The sequence below is a fragment of the Gilliamella sp. W8128 genome (assembly GCF_016100545.1).
Taxonomy (GTDB): domain Bacteria; phylum Pseudomonadota; class Gammaproteobacteria; order Enterobacterales; family Orbaceae; genus Gilliamella; species Gilliamella apis.
On the sequence record NZ_JACFSE010000016.1, the window covers coordinates 1 to 6,521 of the forward strand.

Below are 6,521 nucleotides of genomic sequence, written 5' to 3' on the forward strand. Positions count from 1 at the left end.
CATTGCGAATGTCGCTAAATTAAATACACCAAACTTATTTGCCAAAATAAACTTTTATTATTGGAACTAGCTGATGTTATAACTAATGTTAGCGATTTAGTTGATTAATTTATTATCTAAAGTAGATATAAAATAATTCCTAATACTAAATAACATCTTTTTTAATAGATTTTTACTTATAGATAATTTATAGCCAATCAATCCAATCAGGAGTAAAACATAATGTCGGATATCCCCTAGTATCACCTATTTCTGCGGATATATTTCCATCTAAAGGACGGACAATATTATAAACCCAATCTGTAAGACTTTGTTGTTTTACACGTTTTCCTGTCCAATAATATGCATTTGGATTAATATTTAAACCATAATCCACTAAATTACCCCATTCACTAAATAATCCTCCACCAATATGACGCCAATAACGACCTCCATCAGAGAAAGAGTTTTTATTAGGAAAATCTAAACCTGTAATATTGTATACAAAATTATCATAAGTAAAGGTTCCTGATGCAGAAGTAAGATCTACTGGATCAGGCAATCGGTATTCATTCGCATTTATATCTTCAGTTCTACCCGGTACTCCATCTAATGCTAAACACCAATTTGTATGTTCTCGACTATTATATGAAATTATATTTTTATCGCGCACAACAAACCATTTTTGTAGAACAAACCCATATTTAGCAACAATATCACCTTTGCTATTCATTCCAGATAAAGTAAATTTGGCTGGTAATATTGATGGTTTCTTTGCTATAGCTCCATCATTATTAGATGTTGGTATAGGACCAGTTATAGTTACTAATACACGATTTGTTCCTTCACTTTTCATCGTCGCAGTAATATCACCAACTTTTACTGTAGGCCATGTCAGTACTTCTTTTGCGCCATCGATCAATAGATAAAAATAGAGGCTATCACCTGCTAAAGTTGGAAAATTTTGAGCGTAATCTCGACCAAGAGCAGATTGAACTAAAAACCCTTTATTCGAATCCCAAATATTTGTTGGTCCTGAAAATATACCAGTATTATTAGCCATACTTCCTGGCATTGCATTGCATATAGATGGTTGTTCATCATGTGGATATATAATATATTTTGCTATTCCGCTACCATATATTTTTGATGATGGATCACCATATTTAGTACTCAATTGTGCATTATCTGCTTTTAAAGTTAATGTATAAGGGCCAAAACAGTGAGTAGGTAATTCGTTCAAATCCCCCAATATTAGATTATTCTTACTGTCTTTCCATTGTCCTATAATATTACCATTCAAAATGAAATCATTATCTCCATCATCATCTGCAATTAAGCTATTATCAATTATGTTGAATGAGTAATTGTTGTTATCTGGTACTACTATTGATTTTACACTTGCAAATGTATCTCCTGGCTTTGATAAAGATATATTTGTTACGGAAACTAAATCACCATCAGGATTTTTTTTGTACATGTTTCCAGCTTCATCGCTTATATAAACAGTATTCCCTACTTTAATACTTAATAATTCAGAGATATCTTTTATGCGAGTATTATTATATTCAATATATGGTAATGACCCTTTAATTGTCAAAGATGTATGAGTAGATAAACTATATGCAAACTGAGAAAAGCTAGTTATAAATAATGAAATAACTATCTTTAATAATAAATTATCAAAAATAAAACTAGATTTTTTAGATCTTTTCAATGACGAGACATCATAAAAAACTGTCGTTTTCAGATATTTACTATCTGAAAAAACATTTACAACATGAAATTTATGTCGAATTGAACACAACTTTGATTTATTTGTTTTCGGAATAACTTTACATTGATTAACGTTAGAGGTTCGTTTTAATATTTTTTGAAAAAATAAACGATAAAGAGATACTAAACTTTGGTAGTTGAAATAAGCTGATTTTAAATTATAGGTTTGGCAGATTTGGTGTTTGGTGTTTGGTGTTTTACATTATAATGCATGGCGACAATCCTGTCAAGTAATTATCTGTTTTATTTGGCTTTTTTAGTACCGTTCGACTAAATATCCATCGATTATTATATTTAACATATAATGAAAGTATAGTGACGAGAAAAATCTAAGCAACTTTTTTTAAAAGTTAAATTGTTAATTTTTGTAAAGTTTAATGTAATATTATGTCTTAATTACGCCCTTAAAACCTATTTCGGAGAAGCTTTGGCGGAATTTTAGGCTTTAAAAACCCCGTTCCTCAATTTTTTTTGGTTACTAGTTGATTTTATAACTAACGTTAGCGATTTGTTGGATGGGTTTTGGCTTTAAAAACCCCTCTCCTCAAAATTTTTTGGTTGTTTGAGTTTCGGACGTTTTGTTGTTTTGTGGTTATTTCTATACGGTGAATACGTCCGAGTTAAGAGGGTTGGCGCGAACCCTCTTTACAATCTCCCGCGGCGACCACGCAAGTGGTCACGATGTGACTGCCTTCCGCCTTCGTTCGCTTTTAACGCTCCTTGCCAAACATCCCTGTTTGCCATGCTAACCTCTCTCAGTTGTCAGCACTTTGCGGATGTCGCACCACAAAATCGTTTTTTATCGCCCTAACATTATTTTTCTTATCCTCAGCTTCAATTCCTAAGAACTAAGAAATAATAGCTAGGGATAGACACAGACGCCGCTGGAATTCGGAGACCCCAGCCAATTTATACCACCCCAGTCCACGCTAATCGAATAAAAGGGAGCCCAGCCTTCACTCGTCCTATTCGTCTTATTGCTCGTCCAATAGTAATGGGTGTCTAAGTTGGCACCAAGGTAATAGCGCATATCCCCCCATTCAGTGAAAAATCCTGCACCAATATGACGCGCGTATATAAGTATACTTGATGACGTCGGCGTTGCACTTTGACATCCCTCAAAATCCGGAGCACAACGCGTATTAGTTAAATCCTTGACCTTCGGGACACGGTATCCTCCAATCTTATTACACCAAGATTCCATGCTATAAGGGTCAGATACATTAGTGCTGCCACGATTAACAAACCATTGCTTTAACCTAAATCCATATTTGACCACCGCATTACCACTGCTATCACGACCGACTAACTCAAATACCTGAGGTAAAGATATTCTGTCGATTCTACCTGGATTATCTGATTCCCATTGCGATTCTGTAGCAACAGGACCCGTTAGGGTGACTTTAACGCTGGTATTTGTTGAATCGGTCATAGTAGCAGTAATACCACCATGAGAAACCGGCGCCCAAGATAAGGCCTGACTAACACCACCAATATCTAAATCAAAATACAAATTATTAGCACCAGTAGTCGGGAAGTTTAAACCATAAGACGACGGCGTAAATGACTGTGGTCGATAACCCCCACCCGATACCCAAACGGCATCAGAAAGACCGCTACGACCCTCTAAGTTAGGTATTGCATAACAAATCACTGGTGTTTGCTTAGGATTAATATAATAAATGGCTCTACCTGCCGTAAAACGACTTTCATTAGGCACACCATAACGTGTTTTTAATGTACCGCTAGTATTAGATAACGTTAGTTTATAAGGTCCTCTATCGTTATTACAAATATCAAGCACTTGATTACGGGCAACACGATAATTCCATCTATCAACAATAGATAAATTTAAGCTACCAGTAGCGGTGACACCATTAACTCCCTGACCATCGCCATCATCATCCCCCCAATAATTATACGGTGTGCCAATAAGTGAACTTAATGCAATAGAATCAGTATCCGTTGGTACTAACATACCAATATCAGCAAAACTCTGACCAGCAACAGGTAACTCGATAGGATTAGTTGAACTCGAATTATTGGTTGTCGGAGTAAATGTTCTTCCATCTGAAAGGGATATCCCAAGTAGTGCTTCGGTATTTGTTATCCGGGTACGACCACCATCAAAGGTTAAATAAGGTGCTGAGCCATATATAATATTGGTCGTTTTTGTGGTTAATGCATAATTAGCAAAAGAGATAGACTGTAAAACAACCACGGTTAATACCAAAACCATCGGCCGAGATAAAAAGACTAAACCAAGAAATTTTGAAAAATTTTGCGGAAATTTCGGAAATTGTCGAAATAATAAACTGCGGTGAAATAATAAACGATGTGAGCTTAACTTTAGAAAGGTGAAATTATAGGTTGGGCAGGTTGTGTGTTGTGTGTTGTGTGTTGAAAATTATAATCCATATCAGATATCCTTGTCAATCCAATTTTATGATTTATTTAAAATTTTAAGCCTAATGGCATAAAATTTATCCATTCGTATAAATATGCTATAAAAGTATAGTGATTGCAAAAAACCATGCAACTTTTTTTGACGGTTTTATTGTTAACTTTTGTAAAGGTGAATGTAATATTATGTCTTAATTACTCGCTTAAAACCTATTTCGGAGAAACTTTAGGGGGATTTTTAGGCTTTAAAAACCCCGTTCCTCAAAATTTTTTGGTTGTTTGAGTTTCGGACGTTTTGTTGTTTGGTGGCTAATTCTATACGGTGATTACGTCCGAGTTAAGAGGGTTGGCGCCAACCCTCTTTACAATCTCCCGCGGCGACTACGCAACTGGTCACTGCGTGACTGCCTTCCGCCTTCGTTCGGTCTTAACGCACCGGCTGTGATTTGTTCCTGACAAAGCACAGCCTTGCCAAACATCCCTGTTTGCCATGCTAACCTCACTCAGTTGTCAGCACGTTGCGAATGTCGCACCACAAAATCGTTTTTTAACACCCACTTCGTTAACGTCAATGCCATTGCCTTGGCAGGGCAATGATTATTTAATGCCCTAACGTTATTTTTCTTATCCTCAGCTTCAATTCCTAAGAACTAAGAAATAATAGCTAAGGATAGACACAGACTCCGTTGGCGGAGTTGTAATACCACCTATCATAGCTAGGACTGAGAGGACTCACTCTACCATATTCCGATTCAACTATAAAATACTCTTGACTACTACCCACCCTATCTTGCGTCCAATAGCCCGTCCCGCAGGGGAAGCTGCCAATAGGGTTATAATATGTAGAGCACAGATTCCCCCATTCTGAAAACAGTCCTCCACCAATGTGATGACGGGCACTATTATCAGGTGACGAAGGCGTTGCACCTACTGAACCTAGACACCCCCCCCCTTCTGGACAACTCGCATTAGTTAAATCCTTGACCTTTGGAAGACGATATCCAATATTATTACACCAAGATGATGTATTAGAATAGTAGCCACTATTAGTATAAGAAGCACTTTGAACAAACCACTGCTTTAACACAAATCCATATTTGACCACCGCATTACCACTGCTATCACGACCGACTAACTCAAATACCTGTGGTAAAGAGGGTCTGGCGATTCCACCTGGATTATAGCCTATAACAGCAGGACCCGTTAGGGTGACTCGAACGCTGGTACTTCTTGAATCGGTCATCGTTGCAGTAATACCACCATGAGAAACCGGAGCCCAAGATAAGGCTTGATTAATACCTTTTATCATTAATCGAAACTGCAAATTATTAGCACCAGTAGTCGGGAAGTTTAAACCATAAGACGATGGTGTAACTGACTGTGGTAGAAAACCATCAACCTTTTTCCAAACGGCAGCAGAAAGCCCCTCACCATATATTGAATTAGGTGCTGCATAACAAACCACTGGCGCTGTCTTAGGCATAATATAATAAGTGGCATTACTTGCATTAAAACGACTTTCATTAGGCACACCATAACGTGTTTTTAGTGTACCTTCATCATTAGATAAGGTTAATTTATATAGCGCTTTACACATAGTCAGCACTTCATTACGGGCAACAGGATTATTGTTATAATCAACAATAGATAAATTTAAACTACCGGTAGCGGTGATACCATTAACTCCCTGACCATCGCCATCATCATCACCCCAATAATTGTTGGGCGGACCAATAAGTGAGCTTAATGCAATAGAATTAGTATCCGTTGGTACTAACATACCAATATCATTAAAACTCTGACCAACAACAGGTAACTCGATAGGATTGTATCTTGAATTAGTGGTTGTCGGAGTAAATCTTCTTCCATCAGAAAGGGATATCCCGAGTAGCGCTTCAGTATTTGTGACCCGAGTTCGACCTCCATCAAAGGTTAAATAAGGTGCTGAACCTTGAATAATATTAGTCGTTTGAGCGGTTAATGCATAATTAGCAAAAGAGATAGATTGTAAAACAATCACAGTTAATACCAAAACCATCGGCCGAGATAAACAGGCTAAACGAAGAAATTTTGAAAAATTTTGCCGGAATTTCGGAAATTTTGGAAATTGTCGAAATAATAAACTGCAGTGAAATAATAAACGATGTGAGCTTAACTTTAGAGAGGTGAAATTATAGGTTGGGCAGGTTGCGTGTTGCGTGTTGCGTGTCGAAAATTATAATCCATATCAGATATCCTTGTCAATCCAATTTTATGATTTATTTAAAATTTTAAGCCCAACGGCATAAAATTTATCCATTCGTATAAATATGCTATAAAAGTATAGTGATTGCAAAAAACCATGCAACTTTTTTTGATGGTTT

The 6,521-nt window shown here is 36.7% G+C and carries 3 protein-coding genes; all 3 read right to left on the reverse strand.

Going from position 1 to position 6,521, the window contains the following annotated elements:
• Positions 1–187: 187 nt before the first annotated feature.
• The 3 genes from H3U97_RS11260 to H3U97_RS11270 all read right to left on the reverse strand — a co-directional run bounded on the left by H3U97_RS11260 (position 188) and on the right by H3U97_RS11270 (position 6,196).
• Positions 188–1,459 (reverse strand): hypothetical protein, encoded by a 1,272-nt coding sequence (locus H3U97_RS11260; RefSeq protein WP_198198991.1) that lies wholly within the window; start codon positions 1,457–1,459, stop codon positions 188–190.
• Between the two features lie 1,158 nt (positions 1,460–2,617).
• Positions 2,618–3,994 (reverse strand): hypothetical protein, encoded by a 1,377-nt coding sequence (locus tag H3U97_RS11265; protein ID WP_198198992.1) that lies wholly within the window; start codon positions 3,992–3,994, stop codon positions 2,618–2,620.
• Positions 3,995–4,822: 828 nt separating this feature from the next.
• Positions 4,823–6,196 (reverse strand): hypothetical protein, encoded by a 1,374-nt coding sequence (locus H3U97_RS11270; protein ID WP_198198993.1) that lies wholly within the window; start codon positions 6,194–6,196, stop codon positions 4,823–4,825.
• Between the last annotated feature and the right edge of the window lie 325 nt (positions 6,197–6,521).

Bases quoted from the DNA above. Each gene is read 5' to 3' on its own strand.
- H3U97_RS11260 (WP_198198991.1), bottom strand. From the start codon at position 1,459: ATGTACAAAAAAAATCCTGATGGTGATTTAGTTTCCGTAACAAATATA.
- H3U97_RS11265 (WP_198198992.1), bottom strand. From the start codon at position 3,994: ATGGTTTTGGTATTAACCGTGGTTGTTTTACAGTCTATCTCTTTTGCT.
- H3U97_RS11270 (WP_198198993.1), bottom strand. From the start codon at position 6,196: ATGGTTTTGGTATTAACTGTGATTGTTTTACAATCTATCTCTTTTGCT.